The 20,777-nt window shown below is 69.7% G+C and carries 15 protein-coding genes; 7 read left to right on the top strand and 8 right to left on the bottom strand.

Features of this window, described 5'->3' with window-relative positions:
• Positions 1–109 precede the first annotated feature (109 nt).
• Positions 110–1,084 carry an EamA family transporter gene (locus tag ACWGKS_RS28105; RefSeq protein ID WP_358513918.1) on the top strand — a complete coding sequence of 325 codons (975 nt, stop codon included), beginning with the start codon at positions 110–112 and terminating at the stop codon, positions 1,082–1,084.
• On the opposite strand, the gene ACWGKS_RS28100 is transcribed toward ACWGKS_RS28105, so the two are convergent.
• Positions 992–3,886: a glycoside hydrolase family 2 TIM barrel-domain containing protein gene (locus ACWGKS_RS28100; protein WP_452524672.1), complete on the bottom strand. Its 2,895-nt coding sequence runs from the start codon at positions 3,884–3,886 to the stop codon at positions 992–994. The genes ACWGKS_RS28105 and ACWGKS_RS28100 overlap by 93 nt on opposite strands.
• Positions 3,886–6,036, bottom strand: a complete 2,151-nt coding sequence (locus tag ACWGKS_RS28095) for an alpha-galactosidase (RefSeq protein ID WP_358513914.1) — start codon at positions 6,034–6,036, stop codon at positions 3,886–3,888. The genes ACWGKS_RS28100 and ACWGKS_RS28095 overlap by 1 nt, the downstream gene beginning before the upstream one ends.
• A 220-nt stretch (positions 6,037–6,256) precedes the next feature.
• Here ACWGKS_RS28095 and ACWGKS_RS28090 point away from each other — a divergent pair, with 220 nt between their 5' ends.
• From ACWGKS_RS28090 to galK, 4 genes are read left to right on the top strand one after another with little or no spacing between them, the layout of a single operon-like run.
• Positions 6,257–7,045, top strand: coding sequence for a DeoR/GlpR family DNA-binding transcription regulator (locus ACWGKS_RS28090; RefSeq protein WP_358513912.1), 789 nt, complete (start codon positions 6,257–6,259; stop codon positions 7,043–7,045).
• Positions 7,042–8,073 (top strand): galactose-1-phosphate uridylyltransferase, encoded by a 1,032-nt coding sequence (gene galT / locus ACWGKS_RS28085; protein WP_358513910.1) that lies wholly within the window; start codon positions 7,042–7,044, stop codon positions 8,071–8,073. The genes ACWGKS_RS28090 and galT overlap by 4 nt, the downstream gene beginning before the upstream one ends.
• Positions 8,070–9,029, top strand: a complete 960-nt coding sequence (gene galE, locus ACWGKS_RS28080; RefSeq protein WP_358513908.1) for a UDP-glucose 4-epimerase GalE — start codon at positions 8,070–8,072, stop codon at positions 9,027–9,029. The genes galT and galE overlap by 4 nt, the downstream gene beginning before the upstream one ends.
• Positions 9,026–10,192 carry a galactokinase gene (galK, locus tag ACWGKS_RS28075; RefSeq protein WP_358513906.1) on the top strand — a complete coding sequence of 389 codons (1,167 nt, stop codon included), beginning with the start codon at positions 9,026–9,028 and terminating at the stop codon, positions 10,190–10,192. Before galE ends, galK begins: the two co-directional genes overlap by 4 nt.
• 76 nt (positions 10,193–10,268) lie before the next feature.
• Here galK and ACWGKS_RS28070 read toward each other — a convergent pair whose 3' ends face one another.
• The 3 genes from ACWGKS_RS28070 to ACWGKS_RS28060 all read right to left on the bottom strand — a co-directional run bounded on the left by ACWGKS_RS28070 (position 10,269) and on the right by ACWGKS_RS28060 (position 14,201).
• Positions 10,269–11,426 carry a pectate lyase family protein gene (locus ACWGKS_RS28070; RefSeq protein ID WP_358513904.1) on the bottom strand — a complete coding sequence of 386 codons (1,158 nt, stop codon included), beginning with the start codon at positions 11,424–11,426 and terminating at the stop codon, positions 10,269–10,271.
• Between the two features lie 198 nt (positions 11,427–11,624).
• Positions 11,625–12,638 (bottom strand): hypothetical protein, encoded by a 1,014-nt coding sequence (locus ACWGKS_RS28065; RefSeq protein ID WP_358513902.1) that lies wholly within the window; start codon positions 12,636–12,638, stop codon positions 11,625–11,627.
• A 384-nt stretch (positions 12,639–13,022) separates the two neighbouring features.
• Entirely contained in the window at positions 13,023–14,201 is a 1,179-nt protein-coding gene (locus ACWGKS_RS28060; RefSeq protein WP_358513900.1) for a macrolide family glycosyltransferase, read from the bottom strand.
• Between the two features lie 84 nt (positions 14,202–14,285).
• Here ACWGKS_RS28060 and ACWGKS_RS28055 point away from each other — a divergent pair, with 84 nt between their 5' ends.
• The gene (locus tag ACWGKS_RS28055; protein ID WP_358513898.1) at positions 14,286–15,221 is read left to right on the top strand and encodes a Gfo/Idh/MocA family protein; all 936 of its coding nucleotides are present in this window, start codon (positions 14,286–14,288) and stop codon (positions 15,219–15,221) included.
• Positions 15,222–15,254: 33 nt separating this feature from the next.
• Here the strand turns inward: ACWGKS_RS28055 and ACWGKS_RS28050 are convergent, their stop codons facing one another.
• The gene (locus ACWGKS_RS28050; protein ID WP_358513944.1) at positions 15,255–15,518 is read right to left on the bottom strand and encodes a GlsB/YeaQ/YmgE family stress response membrane protein; all 264 of its coding nucleotides are present in this window, start codon (positions 15,516–15,518) and stop codon (positions 15,255–15,257) included.
• 207 nt (positions 15,519–15,725) lie between these two features.
• Here ACWGKS_RS28050 and ACWGKS_RS28045 point away from each other — a divergent pair, with 207 nt between their 5' ends.
• Complete coding sequence (locus tag ACWGKS_RS28045) at positions 15,726–17,861, top strand: tetratricopeptide repeat protein (protein ID WP_358513896.1); 2,136 nt, start codon at positions 15,726–15,728, stop codon at positions 17,859–17,861.
• A 405-nt stretch (positions 17,862–18,266) separates the two neighbouring features.
• On the opposite strand, the gene ACWGKS_RS28040 is transcribed toward ACWGKS_RS28045, so the two are convergent.
• The gene (locus ACWGKS_RS28040; RefSeq protein WP_358513894.1) at positions 18,267–19,508 is read right to left on the bottom strand and encodes a hypothetical protein; all 1,242 of its coding nucleotides are present in this window, start codon (positions 19,506–19,508) and stop codon (positions 18,267–18,269) included.
• Between the two features lie 374 nt (positions 19,509–19,882).
• Positions 19,883–20,777, bottom strand: an 895-nt coding sequence (locus ACWGKS_RS28035; RefSeq protein ID WP_452524670.1) for a tetratricopeptide repeat protein, incomplete at its 5' end; no start/stop codon positions are given.

Genomic DNA, 20,777 nt, shown 5'->3' with positions numbered 1-20,777 from the left:
CTCGCTTGACGGGTCCGCCGAAACCGACCTAACCTTTCGACATCGAACATTTCGACATCGAAAGGTTTTTCATGGCCCCCTCCGCCGACGAGACCGCCCGGGGAACACGGTGAGCGGCCGTGGGCGGACCGCCGCCGACACCCTGATCACCGCGCTCGCCCCCATGGTCTGGGGCAGCACCTACCTGATCACCACGGAATTCCTGCCGCCCGACCGGCCGTTCCTGGCCGCGCTCACCCGCGCCCTGCCCGCCGGGCTGCTCCTCCTGCTCATCACCCGCTCCCTGCCCAAGGGCGTGTGGTGGTGGCGCGCGCTCGTCCTGGGCACCCTCAACATCGGCGCCTTCCTCTACCTGCTCTACATCGCCGCCTACCTGTTGCCCGGCGGGGTCGCGGCCCTGGTGATGGCGGTCCAGCCGGTGATCGTGCTGTTGCTCGGGGCGCTGGTTCTGCGCGAGGCCATCCGCCCGGCCCACGCCCTGGCCTGCCTGTTGGGCGCCTTGGGCGTGGCACTGCTCGTGGTGGGCCCCGAGGCCGCGCTGAACCCGATCGGCGTTGTGGCCGGCCTGCTCGGGGCGGTGTGCATGGGTTCGGGGATCGTGCTCACCAAACGTTGGGGCCGCCCCGAGGGGGTGGGCGTGCTCGCGACCACCGGCTGGCAGCTCACCGCCGGTGGACTCGTGCTGCTTCCCCCGACCCTGCTGGTGGAGGGGCTGCCGTCCTCGATCACCATGGCCAACCTGGGCGGTTACGTCTACCTCGGTCTGTTCGGCGCGCTGCTCTCCTACGTGGTGTGGTTCCGCGGCATCGAACGGCTCCCCGCCCTCGCGGTGTCCTTCATGTCCTTCGCCAGTCCGCTCACCGCCACGCTCCTCGGCTTCCTCGTACTGAACGAGACCCTCACCGTGACGCAGGGCCTGGGCGCTCTGGCGGCGGTCGGGGCGGTGCTGCTGGTCCAGCTCACCGCGCACCGACCACCGCGCCGTACCGCCTCAGCCGCGGAGCCGGGTGAGGCCCGCGCGGAGCCGGTGGGTCCCCGCGAGGAGCCCGTGGACTGGCAGCACACCCGGACCGCAGGAGGCTGAACCCGACCCGTGGTGATCGGCGTCCACCCGCAGGTGCACCCGGTCCCCCGCGACCAGCTCGTGCGGGTGTCGGGCCGCGTCCAACTCGTGGTCGCTCCACCGTCGCGCGGTGAACTCGAACTCGGGGTCGCCCTGGACCCGAAGCCCGGAGCCGGCCTCGTCCCACAGCTCCAGCCACCGCGTGCCGATCCGCCGGCCGTTCTCCTGTGGGCGCAGGTAGGGGGTCTGCAACCCGTCGACCGTGTCGGTGAACCGGCCGATCCGCACCCCCTGGGCCATGTCCCGGTACGCCTCGCCGGGCCCGTACCCGAACCACTCGATCGCGCCCAAGGCGCCCGGCAGGGTGAGGTCGATGCCCAGGCGCGGCAGCGGACAGATCCACTCCCCCGTCGCCGTCACGGTCAGGTCCAGCCAGAGCGTGTCGGCGTCGGCGGTCCACCGGTAGGTGGCGTCCAGGCACAGGTCACGGGCGGCCGGCGCGAGGCGGGTGCGTACTTCCAGGGCGTCGTCGGCCACGTCCACCGCCACCCGTCGTTCGGTGAGCCGGTCCAGCCCGAGCCCTCGCCAGAACGGGGCGAGCCCCATGCCGTGCAGACCCTCGTCGTTGTCGGTGGGGACACGCCAGACCCCCACCCGAGGTTCGCCCACGTCGAGGCCGCCCACCGTGAGCAACCGGCCGGTTCCGGCGTCGAACAGACCGGGGCCGAGCCGCAGTCCCTCGCCGTCGAGCAGCGGCCGCGCCGGCGCCTGCTCGGGTGCGGGCCTCCGATCGACCAAGGGTGCCTGTCCCCACGCCACCTCGTGGCCCGACCCGGCCCATGGAAGGTCGTCGGTCAGGTGCGCGGTGACGGTCAGCCAGGTCTCCGCGCCCTCACCACGGGGCACCTCCGGCAGCGGCACCTCGATCCGCTCGCCGGGGGCGAGCACGGGAACCGGCAGGCTCCCACCACCGAACACCTCGCCCTCCTCGGCCACCTCCCAGTCGAAGGCCAGGTGGGCGGTGTCGGCGAAGGTCAGCAGGTTCTCCACCGTCACCGTCGCGGCCCGGGGGTCCACCGTGAGGCGCAGCGGGGCGAAGGTGCGGGCCAGCGCGGTCAGACCGGGGCTCGGGACCCGGTCGGGCAGCAGCAACCCGTCGGCCACGAAGTTTCCGTCGTGCAGCACCTCCCCGAAGTCGCCCCCGTAGGCGAACCACTCGGTGCCGTCGGGTTCCCGTCGCCGGATCCCGTGGTCGATCCACTCCCAGACGAACCCACCGACCAGGCGCGGGTGGCGCTCGAAGAGCCGCTGGTACTCCTCCAGCCCACCCGGGCCGGCGCCCATGGCGTGGGCGTACTCGCACAGGACGAACGGAAGGGAACGCCGGTGATCGTCCGCCTCCGGGTCCTCGATCACCGGTTCCTCCCCACGGCCGATGCCCTCGACCTCGGCGTGCTCGGGGTACATCCGCGAGTACACGTCCACGTAGGAGCTGTCCCACTCGCCTTCGTAGTGCACCGGACGGGAGGGTTCGTGTTCGTGCACCCAGTCGGCCATGGCTCGCAGGTTCTCGCCCCGGCCGGACTCGTTGCCCAGCGACCACAGAATGATCGAGGGATGGTTGCGGTCCCGCGCCACCGTCCGCCGGATCCGGTCCAGGTAGGCGTCGCGCCAACGCGGGTCGTCGGAGGGGTTGCCGCGCCAGTCGACCACCTCGAACCCGTGGGTCTCCAGGTCGCACTCGTCCACCACCCACAGGCCCAGTTCGTCGCACAGGTCGAGGAAGTCCGGGTGCGGCGGGTAGTGGCTGGTCCGCACCGCGTTGACGTTGTGCCGCTTCATCAGCAGCACGTCCTCGCGCATGGTCTCCCGTGTCACCGCGCGGCCGTGGTCTGGGTGCCACTCGTGCCGGTTGACCCCGCGCAGCAGCAGGGGCCTGCCGTTGACCTTCAGCTCCCCGTCCTCGATCACGACGGTGCGGAAGCCGATCCGCAGCCGGACCCGTTCACCGGGGGCCACCACCTCGGCATCGTAGAGCCTCGGTGTCTCGGCCGACCATGGTTCGATCTCCCCCACCCGGTGCGCGATCCCGGGTTCGAGGTCGGTGAGTCCGAGTTCGGGCAGATGGACACGGGCCCCGGGGAAGCCCGTGACGTCCACGCGCAGGGTCCCCACGCCGGTGGTGTGGTCGTGGTCGGCCACGACCGTGACATCCTCGATCCCGTCGACGGGCCGGGACAGCAGGGTGACGTCGCGGAAGATCCCGGACAGCCACCACATGTCCTGGTCCTCCAGGTAGCTCGCGGCGGACCACTGGTGCACCCGCACCGCCAGGACGTTGCGCCCGGCCCGCAACAGGTGCCCCACGTCGAACTCGCTCACCAGCCGGCTGCCGGTCGCGAACCCCATCTCGATGCCGTTGACCCACAGCCGGAAGAAGGAGTCCACGCCGTCGAAGCGCAGTACCGCGCCGCTGCCCTTGGGCCATCCCTCGGGGAGGTCGAACACGCGACGGTACTCCCCCGTGGGATTCTCGTCGGGCACGAACGGTGGGTCCAGCGGGAACGGGTAGTTCACGTTGGTGTAGGCGGGCGCCCCATGACCGTGCAGTTGCCAATGGGCGGGGACGGGCAGGTCGTCCCAGGTCATGTCGTCGAAGTCGGGCGCCTCGAACCCGCCGGTGTCCTGCGGGGCCTCGGGCAGCAGGCGGAACCGCCAGACGCCGTTCAGGTCCAGGTCGGGCGCGTCGGAGCGCAGGCGGGCGCGCGGGGCACGGGCCCCGGACGATGGGGCGAACCCCTCCAGCGCGGAGTACTCGGGCATCAGACCTCCTTCAGGTGGAGCAGGATCAGCTGACCGGGGTTGATGTTGGGCATCTGGAGGCCGGCGCGGGCGAGCACCGCCCCGGAGAACTCTCGGGGTTCGCCGCCGAACCACTCCGGCGTCACCTGCTGCATGGTCGAGGGCCATCCCGTGTCCTGCCGCCAGTGCACCAGGTAGCGGCGGTCCTGGCGCAGTCCGGGCAGGCGGACCCGGCCGGGCAGCGCGCGCACGGACGCCTCCGGTCGCGCGTACCGGAACAGCGCCTCGCCGCCGTCGGTCGCCACGACGCCGTCGAGCTGTTCGGCCGGGTCGGGGGTGTCGGCGTGCACCACGTCCCCCGAGTGCAGCAGCGGGCGCATCTCCTTGTACAGCCGGATCCAGGAGGCCAGCGCGGCGAGTTCGGTCTCGTCGCAGGTGGTGACGTCCCACTCGATCCCGGCGTGGGCGAACAGGCCGGCGAGCAGCCGGGTGGGCAGCGATGCGACCCGGCCGGTGGTGTGCGACTCCGGAGCGCCCACGTGGCCGCCGATGAGTTCGGGGGGAAGGAGCAGCTCGGTCCACCGTTGGATGGCGAGCCGGTCCAGGGGGTCGTTGTTGTCGGAGGCCCACACCCGATCGGTGCGGGCGAGGATGCCCAGGTCGACGCGGCCGCCCCCGGAGGAGCACGACTCGATCTCCAGCCCCGGGTGACGGGCCCGGAGCCGATCGATGAGTTCGTACACGGCCAGGGTCTGGTGGTGGACCCCGGCGGAACCGGTGGGCGCGTGCACGGCTTCCAAGAGGTCGCGGTTGTGGTCCCACTTGAGGTAGTCGAGTCGGTACTCGGTGACCAGGGCGTCCAGGCGCTCGAACACGTACTCCAGCGCCTCGGGGCGGCCCAGGTCCAGCACCTGTTGGTTGCGGCTGGGCAGCGCGGGGCGGCCCTGCGGCGCGAGGAACCACTCCGGGTGGGCGCGTCCGAGGTCGGAGTCGGGGTTGACCATCTCGGGTTCCACCCACAGCCCCACCCGCATCCCGTGGGAGCGCACGTGGTCGAACAGCGGGTGCAGACCGTCCGGCCACACCTGGTCGTCGACCGTCCAGTCGCCGAGGCCTGCGGTGTCGTCGCGGCGGCCACGGAACCAGCCGTCGTCCAGGACGAACCGTTCCACGCCGATGCGCGCGGCGGTGTCGGCGAGTTCCCTCAGTCGGTCCAGGTCGTGGTCGAAGTAGACCGCCTCCCAGGTGTTGAGCACCACCGGGCGCGGTGAGGAGGGGTGTTCGGGGCGGGCGCGCAGCCAGCGGTGGAAGCGGCCGGACATCCCGTCCAGGCCCTGATCGGACCAGCTCAGGAACACCCATGGGGTGGTGTGGGACTCGTCCCGCCCCAGACGCGCCTCGCCGGGGTGGAGGAGTTCGCCGCCGACGATGACCGCGTCGGCCTGCCCCGCACCCTCGGGGAGACGTTCGGCCAGGTGGACGTGGTCGCCGCTCCAGGCGGTGTGCACGCCCCAGACCTCACCTTCGCGGAACCCGAAGCCCGGGGTCCCGACGGTGAGAACGAGCGGGGAGTCGTGGCCGGTGCGCCCCCGGCGCGAGGCCCGAGTGCGGGTGCCCATGCCCAACGGCGAGCGCTGCGGGACACGTTCGCGCACCCAACGGCCGGTCGGGTCCAGGACCTCCTCGGCCTCGCGGGGCAGCGGGAGGGTGACGTTGAGCGTGTCCAGGGTCCAGGGGGCCGGATCGAGGTTGGTGACGGTGTGCCGGACCCGGACCAGCCCCTCGGGTTCCATGCGCAGTTCGGTGCGGAGTCGAAGACCACCGCCCTCGGCGGAGACGGTGACGCGTCCGCCCACGCCGGGTTCGGCGCCCTCCAACGGATCCACGTCGACCTCCACCCGCGACCAGGCCGGATAGGTGATCCGCCCCTCGTGGTGCCCGGCCAGCCCGGGGTGTCCGCGCCATCCCTCACCTTGGGTCGGCACCAGGGAGACGTAGGTGGGAACGTCGACGCCGTTGTTGGCGGCCGGGGGTTCGGCGGCCAGGGCCAGCCCCTCGAAGTCGGGCAGGTCCGCGCCCCAGTGCAGGACGTGCGGGAGACCGCTCTCCGGCACGCGCAGGACCAGGGCGGCCCCGGCGGCCCGCAGGGTGATGGTGCGCTGGTTGGTCATCCTTGATCGCTCCCAGAATCGGTCCGGCCACGCGAGGGTCCATCGAGTGTGTGAGTGCCGACACGAACCTCCACATCGTCGACACTGCACCCGCGAAATGTCAACGCTTATCAACGGTTTCCCACACGCCTCCCGGAACCAGACCCCCATTGACAGTGACCGACCAGCCAATGAGACTTTGATTCAACAGAATCCAACATTTTCGATCACAGGGGGCAGGATGCTGGCCGCGCAACGACAGGAGCTGATCCTCGATCGGCTCCGGCAGGACGGAAGCGTCCGCGTCACCGACCTCGTCGCGTCCCTGGCCGTGTCCGACATGACCATCCGACGCGACCTCGACACCCTGGAGGGACGCGGCGCCCTGCGCAAGGTGCACGGCGGCGCGGTCGCCCCCGAGGGCCCCCGCACCGAGGAACCGGGCTTCCAGGCCAAGTCGACCCGGCAGGCGGCCGAGAAGCACGCCATCGCGCGGGCCGTGGCCGACCTCGTCGAACCGAACAGCGCCGTCGGCCTGTCCGCCGGGACCACCACGGCGCTGGTCGCCGAGTACCTGCGCGACACCCCCGGTCTCACCGTCATCACCAACTCGCTGCCCGTCGCCGAGGTCTTCCACCGCTCGGAGCGCTCCGACCAGACCGTCGCGCTGACCGGCGGGTTCCGCACCCCCTCCGACGCCCTCGTGGGCCCGCTCGCCCTCGCCTCCGTACACGGGATCAACCTGGACACCCTGGTCCTGGGCGTGCACGGCATGCACGAACGGGCCGGATTCACCACACCCAACCTGATGGAGTCCGAGACCAACCGCGCCCTGGTGGAGTCCGCCGCGACCCTGGTGGTCGCCGCCGACTCCAGTAAGTGGGACACCGTCGGAATCAGCACCATCACCCCCTTGAACCGCTGCGACGTGCTCGTCACCGACGACGGGCTCGCCACGGACGCCCGACACACCCTTCAAGACCACGTGGGCGACCTCGTGGTCACCGACGTCCCCCGGGAGACCGGATGAGAAAGACCACCGCGCGCCTGGCCGACGGCCGCGAGATCATCTACTTCGACGAATCCGAAGACGCGCACCGCGAACTCCATGACCCCCGCGACCTGCCCGAACGGGCCCCCGGATCCGAACTGCGCCGGGATCCGCTGACCCGCGAGCAGGTCGTGGTGGCCGCGCACCGCCAGAGCCGCACCCACCTACCGCCCAGCGACCAGTGCCCGCTGTGCCCCTCCACCGTCGACCGGCACACCGAGGTCCCCGCCGCCGACTACGACGTGGTCGCGTTCGAGAACCGCTTCCCGTCGCTCAGCGGTGACGAGGGACGCTGCGAGGTGCTCTGCTTCTCCTCCGACCACGACACCTCGATGGCACAGCTGGGCAGCGCCCGTGTGCGCACCATCGTCGACGCCTGGGCCGATCGCAGCGCCGCGCTCGCCGAACGGCCCGGCATCGAGCAGGTGTACTGCTTCGAGAATCGGGGCGAGGAGATCGGGGTGACCCTGAGCCACCCGCACGGTCAGATCTACGCGCTGCCGTTCGTCACCCCCCGCACCACCTCCGTGGTGGCCTCGGCCCGCGCACACCGGGAGGAGACCGGCGGCGACCTGTTCGAGGACATCCTGTCCGCCGAACGCGAGGGGCCGCGCGTGGTGCTGCGGAACGAGCACTGGACCGCGTTCGTGCCCGAGGCCGCCCGCTGGCCGGTGGAGGTGCACGTCTACCCGCATCGCGACGTCCCCGACCTGCCCTCGCTCGACGACGCCGAACGTGACGCCTTCGCGGAGCTGTACACCGACCTGCTCGGCGGGCTCGACCGGCTCTTCGACAAGCCGCTGCCCTACATCTCCGCCTGGCACCAGGCGCCCGTCCGCGACTCCGAGGCCCGGGACCTGTCCCGGCTGCGGCTGGAGATCTTCTCCATCCGCCGCGCCGAGAACAAACTCAAGTACCTCGCCGGCACCGAGTCCGGCATGGGCGTGTTCATCAACGACATCGCGCCCGAGACCACCGCCCAACGCATCCGAGAGGCCACCCCGTGAAACTCCTCGTCACCGGCGGCGCCGGTTATGTCGGCAGCGTCGTCACAGCACTGCTGTTGGAGGTAGGGCACGAGGTCACCGTGCTCGACGTGCTCTCCGCCGGTCACCGCGACGCCGTCCCCGGCGGAGCCTCCTTCGTCGAGGGGGACATCCACGACGCGACCCGAGTCCTCGACCCCTCCTTCGACGCCGTGCTGCACTTCGCCGGAAAATCCCTGGTGGGCGAGTCCGCGCAGGACCCCGGACCGTACTGGCACACCAACGTCGGCGGCACCCTCGCCCTGCTGGAGGCCATGCGCGAACACGGTGTGGACCGGCTGGTGTTCTCCTCCACCGCCGCCACCTACGGTGACCCCACCTCGGACACGCCACTGCGCGAGACCGACCCGGCCTCGCCCACCAACCCCTACGGCGCGGGCAAGCTCGCCGTGGACCACATGCTCACCGGGTGGGCGCGCGCCCACGGTCTGGGCGCCATCAGCCTGCGCTACTTCAACGTCGCCGGGGCGCACGGCGGGCTCGGCGAGCGGCACGACCCGGAGACCCACCTCATCCCCAACCTGTTGAAGGTGGCCACCGGGGAGGTGGAGCACGCCTCGGTGCACGGCACCGACTACCCCACCCCCGACGGCACCGCGATCCGGGACTACCTGCACGTTCGCGACCTGGCCGACGCCCACTCGCGCGCCCTGGAGCACCTGGAACCGGGCACGCACCGGATCCACAACCTGGGCAGCGGCGGCGGATACAGCGTCCGCGAGGTGCTGGACGCGGTCCGACGGATCACCGGCCACCCCGTTCCCGTGGTCGACGGTCCCCGACGCGCGGGCGACCCCGCCATCCTCGTGGCGGCCAACGACCGGGCCCGCGCCGAACTCGGTTGGTCGCCCACTCGCGGTCTGGACGAGATCGTGGCCGACGCCTGGGAGTTCACCCGAAAGCGGGTGGAGACGTGAGCGGGCCATCGTACGTGGACGAGTGGGGACTGGCGGGCCGATTCCAGGAGGCGTTCGGTCGCGGGCCGGAAGGGATGTGGGTCGCCCCTGGGCGGATCAACCTCATCGGCGAGCACACCGACTACAACGACGGTTTCGCGCTGCCGATGGCCTTGCCGCACAGCCTGACCATCGCGGCGGCCCGCCGCACGGACGGGCGGGTGGGTGTGCGATCGTCGCAGTTCCCCGGCGCCCACGAATTCGACCTGTCGGGTCTGGCCCCGGGCACGGTCCCGGAGGGCGCCGCCTACCAGGCGGGCTCACTGTGGGCCCTGCTCGACGAGGGGCACCGGATCGGCGGGCTCGACCTGCTGGTGGACAGCACCATCCCGGCCGGCAGCGGACTGTCGACCTCGGCCGCGCTGTGCTGCGCGACGATCCTGGCCGCCACCGGGCTGTACGGCGACGAACCCGCCCCGGCCGAGGTCGCGCGCCTGGCACAGCGCGCCGAGAACGACTTCGTCGGCATGCCCTGCGGGATCATGGACCAGTCCGCGGTGATGCTGTCCGACGAGGGGCGGGCGTTGTTCCTGGACTGTCGTTCCCTGGCCACCGAACAGGAGCCGTTCGACCTCGCCGCGCACGGCATGGCCCTGCTGGTGGTGGACACCAAGGCACCGCGTCGACTGGTGGAGGGCGCCTACGCCGAACGCCGGCGGACCTGCGAGGACGCCGCCCGGCTCCTCGGGGTGCGGGCGCTGCGCGACGTCACCGTCGAGGCGTTGCCCAAGGCCCTGGCGGAACTGCCCGACGAGCTCACCCGCGCCCGGACCCGGCACATCGTGACGGAGAACGACCGGGTCCTCAAGACGGTGGAACTGCTGCGCGGCGGGCGACCGCGCGAAGTGGGCGCGCTGTTCACCGCCTCGCACGTCTCCCTGCGCGACGACTTCGAGGTGAGCGTCCCCGAGGTCGACACGGCGGTGGACGCGGCGCTGACCGCGGGTGCGCTGGGCGCGCGGATCACCGGAGGCGGTTTCGGTGGCTGCGTGATCGCGCTCGTGGACGACGATCGGGTCGGCCCCTGCGGTGAAGCGGTACGTGCGGCCTTCGCCGAACGTGGTTTCGGCGCTCCGGACGTGTTCACCGCGCTGCCGTCCAAGGGGGCGCACCGCCTGCGCTGATCAGTGGATTTCTGCAAACGCTTGCCGGTGGCGCCGGACCGGATCCGAAAGGGTCCGGCGCCACCGTCGGGCCGGGTCAGGACGTGGTGTCGATGACCCCGGTGCCCGCGTAGGCCTCGACGTCCGCCTTGGCGTCCGCGGGGCTCTGGGCGGTGTAGTCGTAGGGCACCGTGAAGTCGGTGGTCGACTCCAGGTGCTCGTGCGGGGTGCCGTTGGTGAACTCGTTGTCCACCAGGTTCCAGTAGCCGGTCTCGGAGCTGCCGTACCACCAGCCGACCGGACCCTCGATCTGGCCGTCCTGGCTGTCGGTGTCACCGGAGCCGACGTTGTCGAAGTGGTTGCCCTCGACCAGCACCTGGGCACCCATACGGGCGTTGATCGCCGAACCGTCGATGTCCTCGAACACGTTGTTCAGCATGTGCACGTCCGCGTGCCGGATCAGCGGCACACGGGTGTTGAGGTTGCTGAAGTGGTTGTGGTGGTAGGTGATGAGGTCCGGGGCGGCGTCGGCCGAGTCGTTGTGGCCGACCAGCGACGTCTTCCAGTGGTCGCTGAACCGGTTCCAGGAGACGGTGACGTACTCGGAACCGTGTTTGATGTCGACCAGGCCGTCGTAGTGGTCCTTGTCGACGCCCTCCTTCTCACTACTGAAGTCGTTGTGGTCGATCCACACGTTGGAGCTCTGTTCGGTGACCTCCAGCGCGTCGCCCTCGCCCTGGGAGACGTGGTGGATGTTCAGGTTGCGGAAGACGACGTTCTCCGAACGGGTGACCTTGAAGCCGATCCCGTCGAACTCACCCGAGTCGCCGACGCCGAGGATGGACACGTTGGCCAGGTCCTTGACGTCGATCTTCTGCTCGTCGACCTGGTCTGCGGTGACCGTGACGTCGACGTGGACGACCACTCCGTCGCCACCGTCGTCGTGGTCGTTGAGGAGTTCGTACAGTGCCTCGCCCGGGGTGCTCTCCGCACTCCAGGAGGCGTACTCGCTCAGGACGTACTCCTCGACGCCGTCGCCGCCGAAACCGCCGGTGGTGCCGCCGTTCATGGCGGCGTAGCCCACGGGGGTCTCGCTGTGCGGGTCGGCGAGGGTCCGCGGGTCCGAGCCCGAGGTGAGTTCTCCGTCGACCTGCTGACCGGGGACCACGAACCAGGCCCCGGCGAGCAGTGCCGCGCCGCCCACGGCGGCCATCGCCACGGGGGTGGCGGGTCGTCTCCTGCGCTGGATGGACATGGGGGTGCCTCTCTGCCGGTGGGGGTCAGGGGATATCAGCGGGGTCGTCCGCACCGGCCGTGTGACCCGACCGCACTCCGAATGCGCACCGGCCCTGAGGCCAGATTGCTGCAAACGGTTGCAGTCGCCCCATCGTCAACGCCCGGCCACACGCTGTCAAGGGAGGTTCCCGCGAAAACCCCGCGGGAGCGCGAACTCCTAGAGGTGGCGGCGGACCCGTTCGGCGGCGGTGGTGTCGCCGATCCGCTCGTAGAGGCGTTCCGCCTCCACGAGGTGCCCACGCCAGTCGTCCTCCCGGTTCAACTGCCCCAGACCGGCCAGGAGTTCGCACACACGGGCCAACGACGAGACCTGGTCGTACTTCTCGAAGTCCTCTCGTGCCTCGTGCAACTCCTCGCGGGCGTCGGCGAAGCGGCGCGCGGCGATGAACGCCCGGCCACGTTCCGATCGGACCTTGGCCGCGTTCACCTCGTCCGGTACGGCGTCCTCACCCGTACCGGCGAAGACCGCCATGGCCACGTCCAAGCGCTCCATGGCGTGCTCGAACCTGCCCGAGTTGAGCAGTGAGCGACCGACCAGCAATTCGAGGACGGCGATCCCGTGCGGCCACCCCAACGCCACCTTGAGGGGGCGGACGCGTTCGAACAGCGACAGCGCCGCGTCGTCCCGGCGGTCCCGCTGGGCCACGATGCCCCGACCCTCCAAGGCGGCGGCACGTCCGCGGTCGTCCTCATCGGCGTCGGCCAGGGTCAGGGCGGCCTCGAACTCCCGGTCGGCGCCGGTGAGCTCCCCGGTTTCGAGCAGCGTCAGTCCGAGCAGGTTGCGTGTGCGGGCCTCCCAGGCCGTGTCCTCCATGTCGCGGGCGGAGGCCGACGCGGCGCGCAGCAGCTCCACCAGTTCCGGTGCGCGGCCGGTTCCGCGCAGGTGGACCTCCAACGACTCCGTGATCCGGCAGACCGTCAGGTGGTTCCGGCTCTCCTTCGCCCCACGGGCACAGGAGACCAGGGATTCGGTGTTGGCGGCCATCCAGTTCCCGGCGTCCGTCGCGTCCGTGAAGACGGGAAGGTCGAGGTGAGTGGATTCGTCGGGCAGGGCCAGGTTCCATCGGCCGCAGATGAGGGCGGCGGCACGGACCGCGGCCTCGGACAGGTGGTCGGCGAACACGGATTCGAGCGCCTCCCGGTCCACGGTCGGCTCGGGGTCAAGGCTCATCGGGTCAAGTCTCACCACATCGTCCCCCTTCAATGGTGAGCGCAGAGCATGCGGGGTGCGTCGGACCACGGAAAAACTTGGGTCCGGTGAACTTCGGGGAGTGTTCATCGACAGTGGACAGGCGGGAACGCCGCGCTCGGCGTGGGGTGTTCGCCCCCCGCCGCTCGCTTCCCTCCCTCGGGCCGAGGTGGGCCGGCTCCCTCTTTCCGGCCCGTGCCTCGGCACTCGATCCCAGAGAATCCATGATGGTGGAGGACAAGGGGTTCCACCAGGGGATTACGGAATCCGTACCGGGCGCCGCGATGACCATTCATCGACCAAAGCCCGAACGACCTGTGGATTCGTCGATGACGGCAACGGGGCCGGCGTCCGCATCCGGCCACGTCAGGCGAGGTCCGCTCCTTCGTCGAGAAGCCCTTCGACGGCGTCGGCGGCGGCCCCGGCGCCGCCCGCCTCGTCGATCCGATCACGCATCCACCGCAGGCGTTCTCGCACGTTCGGGTCGTGGGCGACCTCCTCCACCGCCCGCCACAGGGAGTCGCCGTCGACCGTGTCCGGATCCAGGGCACGCCCGAGCGCGAGCTGTCGGATCCGATCGGCGTTGGCGCGTTGCTCGGCCATCTGGGGCAGGGCGACCAGGGGCACCTCGTTGGCCAGGCCCTCCATGGTGCCGCCCATGCCGGCATGGGTGACGAAGACGGTGGCGTGCCGCAGGACGGAGAGTTGGGGCACCTGGGCGTGGACCTCGACGTTGGGTGGCAGGTCGCCCAGGGCGTCGGGATCCGTTTCCCCGATCGACATGACCACGTGCCAGGGGCGCCCTTGTGCGGCGCGGGCGATCTCCCGGTAGAGCTCGGGGCGCTCGTTGTAGGCGGTGCCCAACGAGACCAACAGGACCGGGTCTTCGTTGGGCGGGGTCCACTCCTGTTGGAAGGAGCGGCCGGTCAGGGCCGGGCCGACGAACAGGTGGGTGTCGGCGAAGGATTCGCCCTCGTACTGGAAGGCCTTGGGCAGGGTGACCAGGCGCAACGCGGCACCGGTTCCCATCATGAACGCGCCCCCGTCGGCGAACCCCTGGGAGCGTGCGTAGCGGATCATCCGGAACACGGTGAGCAGGAAGCGCGGGTTCAGCGGGTTGATCCTGGTGTGGTCGTGGTGCAGCGACCAGTGCTTGTTGCTCACCAGGTTGGGCCAGTTCTCGACGGTCGGGACGCCCCAACGGTGGGCGAGCAGCCGTCCCCACCAGGCCAGCGTGGCGTCGTGCACCACCAGGTCGGGAGCCTCCCGATCGACCTGGTCGGCGTGGACGACCTTGATCTCTTCCAGTAGTGAGCCCATGGCGCGGATCAGCTCCGCGCCGTGCATCTGGGGTGACTCACCTTGTCCCTGCCAGGTCGTGGGGGTGGGCACGTGTTCGGCGCCGGTCTCGATGATCCGGTCGGCGAAGGCCTCGGGGGCGGCGAAGGTGACCCGGTGTCCGCGCCGGACGAGCTCGGTGGCCAGTCCGAGAAGGGGGTTGACGTGTCCGGAACCGTTGGGGGCGAAGAAGGCGATGTGGGCCATGCGGGCAATCTACCCCTCCCCCTTGTTGGGAGCGTTCCCATGCGTCAAGGTGCTCAAGGTTGATTCCTGATCTGGGAGGGACGCATGGGACTGCGATTCGGACTGTTGGGCACCGGTTACTGGGCCCGCGAGACACAAGGGGCGGCGCTGGCCGCGCACCCGGAGGCGGAGCTCGTCGGGGTGTGGGGGCGAGACCCCGCCAAGGCCGCTCACCTGGCCGAACACCTCGGCACCCGACCCTACGACGACGTGGACGCGCTCATCACCGATGTCGACGCCGTCGCCATCGCCCTGCCGCCGAACATCCAAGGGGACCTCGCGCTGCGAGCGGCCAGGGCCGGCCGTCACCTGCTGCTGGACAAACCGGTGTCCCTGGGTCTGGACGTGGCCGACGCCCTGGTGAGCGAGGTCGAGTCGCGTGGGTCGGCCTCGGTCGTGTTCTTCACCAACCGCTTCTCCGACAACGTGAACGAGTTCCTGCGCACCGCGACCACCGAAGGTGGCTGGCACGGTGCCCGGGCCACCCTGTTCGCCTCCATCTTCCAGCCGGGCAACCCTTACGGCGCTTCGCCCTGGCGTCGGGAGAAGGGCGGCCTGTGGGACGTGGGGCCGCACCTGCTCTCGGTGGTGCTGCCCGTGCTCGGGCCGGTCGTGGAGGTCACCGCGCTGAACGGCCCCCGGGACAGCGTGCACCTGCTGACCCACCACCGGGGCGGGGCCGTCGGATCCTTCTCGGTCACCCTGGACGCGGCCCCCGCGGCCAAGGCGTTCGACATCGACCTCTATGGGGAACCTGGTTGGCGTTCGGTCCCCGGAGGTGATCGGAGCGCCGTGGAGGCCTTCGGATCCGCGATCGACCGACTGCTGACCCAGGCGGCCGGGGATCGGGGCGATCCGTGCGACCTGCGGTTCGGCCGCGACGTCGTGGCGGTGTTGACCGCCGCCGAGGAGTCCGCCCACTCCGGTCGGACCGTACACGTGGCCGAGGCCACCGGATCGGATCCGGTGACCTCGGGTTGAGAGTCGCGGGTGAGCGCGGGTGAGTGCCGCCGGTCAGGCGGTCTTGCCCGTGTTCTTCGAATACATCCCGTCGGCGAGGTAGACGATTCCCGCCGCCACCAGGACCTGAATGATCAGGACCAGGAGCCAGGCGGAGGTGAAGAAGCTGGCGATCCACCCGCCGAGGAAGGCGGCCACGATGCCCAGGACCAAGGTCAGCCAGATCGGCAGGTGCTGTTTGCCGGGAACGATGAGCCGCCCCAGGGCACCGATGATGATGCCGACGATGAGTGCGCTGATGATGCCGGTGATCTCCACAAGACCTCCCACAGTTGGACGCACCTCCGTCGTTCCCGAACACACCGGAAGAACACTGCTTCTCCGTCCCTGATTCAAACCCTTTGCCGCCTTTTGGGAACTTCTCTTACTTTCCCCTCTCCCGTCCAGCAAAGGAATACATCCGACGTCCTGGGGCACAACCCTCTCTGTCGATCCCTCTGTCGATGTCGAGAGAAAAGCTCCTTCATGCCCCCTCAGGAAGGTGACCGGCGCACCCCCGTCGACAACACCACGGGGGCCGTGCACGGCGGAACGGTGATCCAGACCGGGACCATCCACGGCTCCGTGCACCTGGTAACGGCCGGCTCCGACCCCGTTCCCCGACAGTTGCCGATGCCGCCCCGCATCTTTACCGACCGTGCGACCGAGTTCCGTCGTCTGGAGACCCTTCGGCACGAGGTCGCCAGTGAGGGACACGGACGGATCATGGTGCTCACCGGTCCCGGAGGCGTGGGCAAGACCGCCCTGGCCACCCGTTTCCTCGACACGATCGCGGAGCACTTCCCCGACGGCACCCTGTACACCGACCTCCAGGGGTTCACCGAGTCCGGACCCACCGACGCCTCGGACGTCCTGGACGCCTTTCTCCGGGCCATGGGGACCGAACCCGCCGCGATTCCCCATTCCTTCGACACCCGGGCGGCGGCCTTCCGCAGCCGGACCCACGGGAAACGGATCGCCCTCCTGTTGGACAACGCCATGTCGGCGGCCCAGGTCCGGGCGCTCACCCCGGGACAGGGACGGCACCTGGTCGTGGTGACCACACGATTACACCTGACCGGCCTGCGATTGGACGGCGCGGAGTTCCTGGACATCCGGCCGCTGGGTGAGAACGAAGCCCTCGAACTAGTGACGCGCATGCTCGGCGACGGCCGCGCCGGCGACGATCCCACCTCGGCCCGACGGCTCGTGGGCCTGTGCGGGCGGCTCCCCCTGGCCCTGCGCGCCGCCGTCAGCGGTCTCGCCCTGCGCCCCCACCAACCCCTGGACCGGCTGGTCTCGCGTCTGACCGACGAGGGCGAGCGTCTCGCCGCGCTCAGCCACACCCGGGAGCTCTCCGTGGACAGCGTGTTCACCACCTCCTATCGGGAGCTGTCCGAGCCCGACCGACGTCTGTACCGGTTGTCGGGGGTGCTGCCGGCCCGCGACCTGACCGTCGAGGTCGCCGCGGCGTTGCTGGCCACGGACCCGTCCGACGCCGAGAACCGCCTGGACCATCTGGTGGCGGCCAACCTCCTGGAGGAGACCCCCGGAGGCCGATTCCGTCAACACGACCTGATCCGGTTACACGCCCGCGCCCGGGCAGAAGAGGATGAGCCGGCGGAGGAGATCGAGGAAGCACTGGACCGGGTGCTGGAGTACTACCTGACCACCGCCGCCGCGGCCGACCGGACGATCAACCCCCATCGTTGGGTTCTGGCACCGGTCTTCGATCGCACACCCGTCCGTGACTTCGACACCCATGACGATGCCCTGAACTGGTTATCGGAGGAACTGCCTTCGTTGCGGTCCTGCGTGCACGCCGCCCATGACAGCGGACGTCACTCGACCTGCTGGCAGCTGTGCGAGACCCTCCGCAACCTGTTCACCCTGCGACGGCACTACCTGATCTGGCACGAGTGCTACACAATCGGTCTGGCCTCCGGCGACGCACTCGGAGACGCGGGGGTGCAGGCCTGCATGCTGCTGGCCCTGGCCGACGCCCAACGGAGCATGGGAGACCCGGAGGAGGCCTACGGCGGTTACCACCGTTCCCTGGAACTGTGGGAGCGCATCGGTCATCTCGATGGTGCGGCCAGCAGCCTGGAGGGATGCGGGATGAGCGAGTTGGACCTGGGCAGGCCCGCCCGGGCGATACCGCACTTCCGGAAGGCGATCGACATATACGAGGCCACCGGTCCGGAACGCGGGGTCACCCTCATGCTGCGTCGTCTGGGGAGGGCCACCCGGGACTCGGGCGAGTACCGAGCGGCCATTCCCTACTTCCTGAGGGCTCTGGAGGGTTTCGGCGCCGACGACGACGCCTACATGAGGGCCAGGACCCTTGGCGAACTCGCCGCCGCCCACCTCGCGCTCGAAGACGCGGTGCGGGCGGAGGAACACCTGGACGAAGCGCTCCCCCTGGCGACGAGGGTCGGCGCCTCCGCCGAGATCGCCGGGCTGAGGGTCATGCGCGCCGACGCGTTCCTCATGAGTGGGAACGCCGACGGCGCACGCGTGGAACTCACTCGGGCACTCGCCATCTACACGTCACTCGCAGATCCTCGGACCGAAGGAACCCGACGGCGACTCGACTCCCTGGCTCCCAACGAGGACGGGTGAGGTCGAACCCGATCGGCCAACGGCCCGGTGCGGCCCCCATGAGATTCCACGACCACCAAGCGTGGGCGAAGGACGCGAGCAGCCGCGCCACGCCCTGTCCCGATTCCTCCCAGGGTAGGCACGGAAGACGCCGGCGAACACCGTCCGTCCAACCCCTGGCGCGGATTCCTCCGTCCGGCCCGGCCACGACCGCACACCCGGGAAGGACGTCCAGGAGCCGATCGGCGTCCGCGGCGTGCCGCTGGATGGACAGGACCACGTCGGCCGCCCGGAGCCACCGGTCCTCCACCCCTCCGTCCGCGACCACGAGCAGGTGTTCGTCGACGAAACCGCTTCCGCCACGAGTCGAGCGCAACTCGACCGCGCACCACGTCACCCGGGGCGCCGAGCCCTCCGCCGGGGCTCTCACCGGTCCTCCGTTCCGTAGTGGAAGAAGGTGGGCGAGCGGAGAGGAGCCGGCACGGCGGTGTCACCCGGTTCCGGGAGGCCCAGAAGACGGTAGATCAGCTCGCGCACCAACGCGGCGGCCCGACCGGGCTCGGAGGTCAGCAGCGAGCGGTAGAGGTCGGTCACGCCCGGGTCGTGGCGACCGATCACGGTCTCCAGCTGCGCCGGCAACGACCGCTCCGGGTCGTGACGCCGTTCCATCCGCAACAGCACCTCCGACTGGGACCCCGGCGCCACCCCCTCCAGGCCCCCTCCCGTCAGCAGAACGGGGTTCCCCAGTGCAGCGGCCATGTAGGTGGTGCTGCCGTGATCGCCGATCACCACGTCGGCGGCCATGAGCAGCCCCAGCCACGAGGAGTTCGGTTCCAACACCCGCAGACCCCGTCGACGCGCGGCGGCCAGCCAAGCCAGGAGTTGCCGCGGGCTGTGGGCCGACCATACGCCGGGATGGACGAGCAGTGCCACGACGTGGTCGCCGGGGAGTGCCGTCATCACCCGCTCGACCAGGCCGGGCTCCATGCCGATCAGGGATTCCCCGCCCCAGGTGGTCGACAGGACGACCAACCTCTCGTCCGCGTCGACACCGGCGGCCTGTCGGAAGCGGTCTCGTTCCGAAGCCGAAGAGGTGGCCCGGTCATAGGCCGGATCCCCCACCACGTGGGTGATCTCCAGGGCCTCGGAGACCACTCGACCGATCGTGTGCCTGTGGTTCACGTGGGGAACCGTTATCGCCGCCGCCGACACCCGGCCATAACGCACCAGGGTCGAGTAGATCGCGTCGACGATGGGGGGCTTCCTGAGCGGTGGCCCGAACCCGGCACCCGGGGGGACCACACTGCTGAACCCCATGCCGTGCGGGACGACCAGTACCGGGGCCCGCAACTGTTCGAGGTGGCTGTTGTGCCCGTTGTTACCGGCGAGGGCGAGATCGAAGTCGTACCGGAGGGCCTGTTCCCAGGTCAGGAGCAGCCCGTCGAACCGCTCCAGGTAGCTCGCCGCGCTCGGGGAGAACCTGGAGTTCTGGGCCAACACGTACACGACCTGGATCCGGGGGTCGTGTTCGAAGAGGGAGACAACGTCTCCCAACCGGTCTCCGGCCTGGTGGTTCTCCACCACGACCGCGACCGTCTTGTCGGTGCGCAGGGTGACCGGGGCGACCGGTCCGTGATTGTCTCGTCTCCAGTGCTGCGTGTGCCCCATCGCCTGTGGACCTTCCCGGTTGATGACTCAATCCGGGTTCCACCCTGCGCCGACCGGCTGAACAGGGGCTGGTGGGAGACCTTGCCGGGAACTTGGAAACCTCATCGCGGACAAGCCCTGACCTTGCACGGACCTTGTCGAGGCATGTCCGCTTTCAGATCACTTGTGTACGCGTATCGGATCGTCGCTGGACACCTGTGAAGGAAGAGAGGTCAGATCCGGGGCAACGGTGCTCTGCGAAGCGAACAAGGCAGGACTTTCCAGGGAAGGGGGTAAATAAGCACCGGTAGCCACATTGCTCCAGTACCAGCAGGCACCTTAACCACACATCTGTCCGTACCGCAGATGGTTGGAGAAAGTCCTCCCGAAGGTCCCTAACCCACCGCTTGGCCCCTTACGTACTGGAACCACTTGATCTTGGAACGCACCTGCTCCAGGTAGGGCGTCGGCATCCGTTCGAGGTGCCGCACCGCCTCCGCCCAGTACGCCAACGCCTCTTCCGGGTCGCCCTTCAAGCTGCTGAGGTCTCCCAGACGTGAGCAGCACATCCCCTCGTTCTGATGCGCACCCGTGCTGGCGGCGACTCCCCTGGCCTCCTGGTACATCACCTCGGCCTCGGAACGACGCTGCTGTGCCGACCGCACGTCCCCGAGAGCTCGCAGAAGGGGTGATCTCGGAAGGGCGAGGTCATGTATCTCGGCCAGTTCGAGACCGTTCAACAAGGTCCACTCGGCCTCGGGAATCCTGCCCAAACCCAACAGGGCGGTTCCCACACCGACCTTGCTCCTGATCATCCCCGTGACGTCACCGGCGGACCAGAACCCTCTCTGGGCCGACTGGAAACTGTCGTAGGCGTCCCTATGCCTGCCCAGGTAGCTCTCCAGAAGTCCCCTGTTGTGCTGAGTACTCGCGATACCGAGAGCGTCACCATAGGCCCGGAACACCCACATACAGCGCTCGTTCAATGCCCGCGCTTCTCTGTGACGCCCCTCCCCGAAGCGCATCTGGAAGAGGTTCATGGCCACGCGTGCCGCCATGTGCTCATCCCCCAACGCCTGGTAGAGCTGTTTGGAAACGAGGAAGTGGCTGGAAGCACGATGGTGTCTTCCGGTCTCGCTCTGACTCAGCGCGAGATGGTTGTAGACCTTCGCGATGCCCCTTTGGTCCCCCAAATCCTGGAACTCGTCGAGAGAGGCCCTGTACTCGGAGATCGCTCGCAGGTGATCATCCTGGTCGGCGTGGAGAAGACCGACCTGGTCCCGGGCATAC

Source organism: Nocardiopsis sp. NPDC055879 (assembly GCF_053615935.1).
The sequence above is the reverse complement of the archived record's forward strand: the minus strand, read 5'-3'. Positions and strand labels throughout refer to the sequence as shown.

What these genes read in the sequence shown, in the direction of transcription:
- ACWGKS_RS28100 (WP_452524672.1), bottom strand. Translation starts at nt 3,886, where the DNA reads ATGCCCGAGTACTCCGCGCTGGAGGGGTTCGCCCCATCGTCCGGGGCC.
- ACWGKS_RS28095 (WP_358513914.1), bottom strand. Translation starts at nt 6,036, where the DNA reads ATGACCAACCAGCGCACCATCACCCTGCGGGCCGCCGGGGCCGCCCTG.
- ACWGKS_RS28090 (WP_358513912.1), top strand. Translation starts at nt 6,257, where the DNA reads ATGCTGGCCGCGCAACGACAGGAGCTGATCCTCGATCGGCTCCGGCAG.
- galT (WP_358513910.1), top strand. Translation starts at nt 7,042, where the DNA reads ATGAGAAAGACCACCGCGCGCCTGGCCGACGGCCGCGAGATCATCTAC.
- ACWGKS_RS28070 (WP_358513904.1), bottom strand. Translation starts at nt 11,426, where the DNA reads ATGTCCATCCAGCGCAGGAGACGACCCGCCACCCCCGTGGCGATGGCC.
- ACWGKS_RS28065 (WP_358513902.1), bottom strand. Translation starts at nt 12,638, where the DNA reads ATGAGCCTTGACCCCGAGCCGACCGTGGACCGGGAGGCGCTCGAATCC.
- ACWGKS_RS28060 (WP_358513900.1), bottom strand. Translation starts at nt 14,201, where the DNA reads ATGGCCCACATCGCCTTCTTCGCCCCCAACGGTTCCGGACACGTCAAC.
- ACWGKS_RS28055 (WP_358513898.1), top strand. Translation starts at nt 14,286, where the DNA reads ATGGGACTGCGATTCGGACTGTTGGGCACCGGTTACTGGGCCCGCGAG.
- ACWGKS_RS28045 (WP_358513896.1), top strand. Translation starts at nt 15,726, where the DNA reads ATGCCCCCTCAGGAAGGTGACCGGCGCACCCCCGTCGACAACACCACG.
- ACWGKS_RS28040 (WP_358513894.1), bottom strand. Translation starts at nt 19,508, where the DNA reads ATGGGGCACACGCAGCACTGGAGACGAGACAATCACGGACCGGTCGCC.